5 protein-coding genes are annotated in these 3,768 nt (G+C 38.2%); all 5 read right to left on the bottom strand.

Features of this window, described 5'->3' with window-relative positions; translation table 11 throughout:
• Window positions 1-737, bottom strand: a 737-nt coding sequence (locus ACLNCN_RS03960; protein WP_424844669.1) for an ABC transporter ATP-binding protein, incomplete at its 3' end; no start/stop codon positions are given.
• A gap of 361 nt (window positions 738-1,098) precedes the next feature.
• Complete coding sequence (locus ACLNCN_RS03955) at window positions 1,099-1,509, bottom strand: GNAT family N-acetyltransferase (protein ID WP_424844668.1); 411 nt, start codon at window positions 1,507-1,509, stop codon at window positions 1,099-1,101.
• Window positions 1,510-1,609: 100 nt separating this feature from the next.
• A complete protein-coding gene (locus ACLNCN_RS03950) occupies window positions 1,610-2,974 on the bottom strand; it encodes an amino acid permease (RefSeq protein WP_049543348.1) in 1,365 nt (454 codons plus the stop codon).
• A 75-nt stretch (window positions 2,975-3,049) separates the two neighbouring features.
• Window positions 3,050-3,532: a transcription elongation factor GreA gene (gene greA, locus ACLNCN_RS03945; protein ID WP_000818748.1), complete on the bottom strand. Its 483-nt coding sequence runs from the start codon at window positions 3,530-3,532 to the stop codon at window positions 3,050-3,052.
• A gap of 60 nt (window positions 3,533-3,592) precedes the next feature.
• A partial coding sequence (locus tag ACLNCN_RS03940; RefSeq protein ID WP_424844670.1) for an endolytic transglycosylase MltG occupies window positions 3,593-3,768 on the bottom strand: 176 nt, incomplete at its 5' end.

Genomic DNA, 3,768 nt, shown 5'->3' with positions numbered 1-3,768 from the left:
ATATTCCCAGACATAGTAATTTTCAGTCCCTCTTCCTGAACAATATCCCCAAATTCTTGTTTGGTAAGGAAAATGTCTTTATCTGTAGCTGATGAAAAAGCTATCTCAAACAAGCAATTATGTCTATCTTTTCCTACTTTTTGGAATGTCAAAAGCCCGTTCTCCAAGAAAAGGACCCTCTCACAAATTTCTTCAATATCTTCTAATTTATGACTCGATATTAAAATTCCCACATTTTCATGTAAAGCTAAGTTTTTTAGAACTGCTAAAACTATTTGTGATGATTCAATATCTAAACCATTAGTCGGTTCATCTAAAATCAATATATCAGGTTCCGTAACGAGAGTTAGAAGCAAAGCTAATTTTTGTTTTGTACCTAAAGAATAGGTCTTTACTTTTTTATTAATAGACTGAGTCAAATCTAACTCTTGGATCAAACTTCCAAATCTTTCTTTATTGTAGTCAACACCATATAAATTTGACAAATATTTTAAATTCTCTAAACCTGTTTTAGATAAAAATAATTTTGGTTCTTCGATTAAATACCCAACATTATCACTACTTATAATATTCCCTGAAGTCGGTTGATTATTCTGAACAAGAATTTTCATCAATGTACTCTTGCCAACTCCGTTTCTCCCTACTAGACCAACAATTTCACCCTTATTAAGTGCAAAATTTATATCTTTGAGAATGATTGAATGAGCATAATGCTTACTTACATTTATAACTTCCATTTTTTATTCCTCCATTAACATTCTTGGTTTTCTCTTTGATTCTCATTAATTTTAAAAAGTTGCGCCTCTTTTTAACAACATTATATCATATATCTAACTTAATGCAATATATAAATGTCATTTTGTAAAATTTTATTAACAAAAAACTCTCTACCACAAAAAGATAGAGAGTTTGGAGTTTAAATATAGGATTTCAAAATATCGACGACATCGCTTCTTTTCTTAACCTTATAGACCTTGATTCCCAATTTATGGGCTGCGATTGTATTGTCCTCCATATCGTCTAGAGAGACTCAATTTCTAGGTTATAACTGGTATTTATCGAGACTTATGTCAAGCTCCCCTCTTTGCTTTATTCTACTTACAAATTCTTTTGGTAATAATATCTTTTCCCAATGTAGGGATAGTCTTGTAAGGTAAAGACTTCCTTGTAGCCATGCCTTTTATAAAAATCTGGAGCTTGAAACTGGTAAGTATTGACAAAAGCAAAACGACAGTTTCGATTCTTAGCTTCAGTTTCTGCTTGCTGCAATAGTCTTGAACCGATTCCTTGCCCTCTCAGTTCCTCTTTCACAAACAAATACTCGATTTCTAGCCAATTTCCAAAAGTCTCTGCTATCAAACCTGCCAGGAGATTGCCCTTTTCATCTTCGACATAAAGATTAAGCGGCTCACTTTCAGCCTCTTCTCTTTTTGAACGATTATAAGCACGAATCAGATTCCCTATTTCTTGTGATTTATGGGATTCCTTATTTTCCAATCTAAAGTACATCTAAACCTCCTTAAACACTGTTACAGCTTGATTATAGTCTTATTTCAATAGACTGTCAAACTAGCAAAAACTCACCAAGCTAAGCTGATGAGTTTCAAATCTATTTTCTAAATTTCCACTGGCTATAAATCCCGAAACCGATAATCCAGATAGCTGAACCGATTGCTCCGACAAATGTAGACTCTTGTAGAAAGAGAGTTACAAAGACAAAGACAAAGAAGAGCATGGTTAAAGGATTTAGGAAACGATAATGGGGCATGAGATAACCATCTGCCATAAAGTCTGGTGACTTGCGATACTTGAGGTGAGCCACCATAATCAAGATATAAATGGCGATATAGACACCTGATGATGATGCCGTAATCAAGGCAAAGGCATCGGAAACTCCTGGCAAGATGTTAATAAAGGCTGCTAGGGCAATCAAGATTGCTGAGGCAATGATGGCATTTTGTGGCACGTTGTGGCGAGAGAGAGTATCTGCCTTAATTGCTTTTAGGAAGCGATTTGGCGAATCATGGGCAATCTGATACAAATGACGACCTGTTGAGTAGAGAGTTGAGTTAAGAGCAGATGCCGCTGATGTCAAAACGACGAAGTTAATCAAGGCTGCCGCCCACTTGACTCCTGCCAATTCAAACACTGTAACAAAGGGAGAATCAGCCGATGCAAGTTCACGCCACGGAATGATAGCCATGATGGCTAAGAGGGCACCACCGTAGAAAAAGGCGATACGCAAAGGAATTTCCTTAACGGCTTTTGGCAAGACCTGACGTGGATTTTTGGTTTCTGAAGTCGTTACCCCGATAAACTCAATCATGAGATAGGCAAAGAAAACCATCTGGAAGGCCATGACAAAGTTAACTCCACCATTAGGAAATAGTGAGAAATTGTCGGCGATATTAGCCAAACTTGCTACTCCATGTGGTGTCTTAAAGCCTGTCAAGACCATAAAGACTCCTGTGGCAATCATAGCTAAAATAGCCACAATCTTGACCATAGCAAACCAAAACTCAACTTCCCCAAAAAGTTTCACCGCAATCAAATTGACCAAGGCTAGAATAGTCAAAAATCCAATCTCAATCATCCAACTTGGCCAGCTAGGGAACCAAAACTGGACGTAGTGAGAGATGGCTGTAATTTCCGCCATACCGATAAAGACAACGGATAGCCAGTAGGACCAAACTGAGAAATAACCCCAGCCCTTACCCAAATGGCGCGTGATAAAGTTGATAAAGGTATGTTGCTCAGGGTCTTGGTAGAGCATTTCTCCAACCGCACGCATCATGAGGAACATGAAGGCCCCTGTAATCATATAAATCAGTACAATGGAAGGACCTGTTAGGCTGATAGAGCGCCCCGCTCCCAAAAAGAGTCCTGTTCCGATTGTTCCCGCAATGGCCATAACCTGCACGTGACGATTGGTCAGACCACGCTCCATCTTATTTTTTTTCTTCTTTGAACTCATAACGTCTCCAATTCAATTTAAAATGGAAAAAGGAGTGAGTGAAGCGCACTGCCTCCTCACTCCTTTTTTCTGTTTTTAGGCTGTTTTTTCAACCTTCAAGATTTTTACATCATAGCTACCAACAGGTGTTTCAATGGTTGCTGTGTCACCTGTTTTCTTGCCAATCAAGGCTTGTCCAATTGGGCTTTCATTTGAAACTTTACCCGCAAAGGCATCTGCACCGGCTGAACCTACGATAATATAAACTTCTTCCTCGTCCTCACCAATTTCTTGGATAGTGACTGTTTTTCCAATCGCCACTTCATCATCGGCAACTGAGTCGCTATTGACGATTTCAGCATAACGGATTTTTGTTTCCAAGCTAGAGATTTGTCCTTCAACAAAGGCTTGTTCATCCTTAGCTGCTTCGTATTCACTGTTTTCTGAAAGGTCACCGTATGAACGGGCAATCTTAATGCGTTCTACCACTTCTGGTCGGCGAACCAATTTCAATTCTTCTAATTCTTTTTCAAGTTTTTCCTTTTCCGCAAGGGTCATAGGATATGTTTTTTCTGCCATTTTTCTCAACTTTCTTTCGATAGTATTGAATCTCTATCTGAGATTCTCATTGTTGTAGTCTTAGTTTGAACTACTATTTTGAGTAAGTTTGCTATTGACATGTTCAGCTACATTACGATCATGTTCTTCCTGTGTCACTGCGTAATAGACTTTACCATCTGTAACATTGGCTACAAAGTAGAGGTTCTCACTCTTTGTTTGGTTAATACTTGCTTCAATCGCGTCCTGACTTGGAC

It is taken from the genome of Streptococcus sp. CL8.13 (assembly GCF_049737895.1).
Note: the sequence above shows the minus strand (reverse complement) of the source record. Positions and strands in the feature narration are given on the sequence as shown.

Bases quoted from the DNA above. Each gene is read 5' to 3' on its own strand.
- ACLNCN_RS03950 (WP_049543348.1), bottom strand. From the start codon at position 2,974: ATGAGTTCAAAGAAGAAAAAAAATAAGATGGAGCGTGGTCTGACCAAT.
- greA (WP_000818748.1), bottom strand. From the start codon at position 3,532: ATGGCAGAAAAAACATATCCTATGACCCTTGCGGAAAAGGAAAAACTT.
- ACLNCN_RS03955 (WP_424844668.1), bottom strand. From the start codon at position 1,509: ATGTACTTTAGATTGGAAAATAAGGAATCCCATAAATCACAAGAAATA.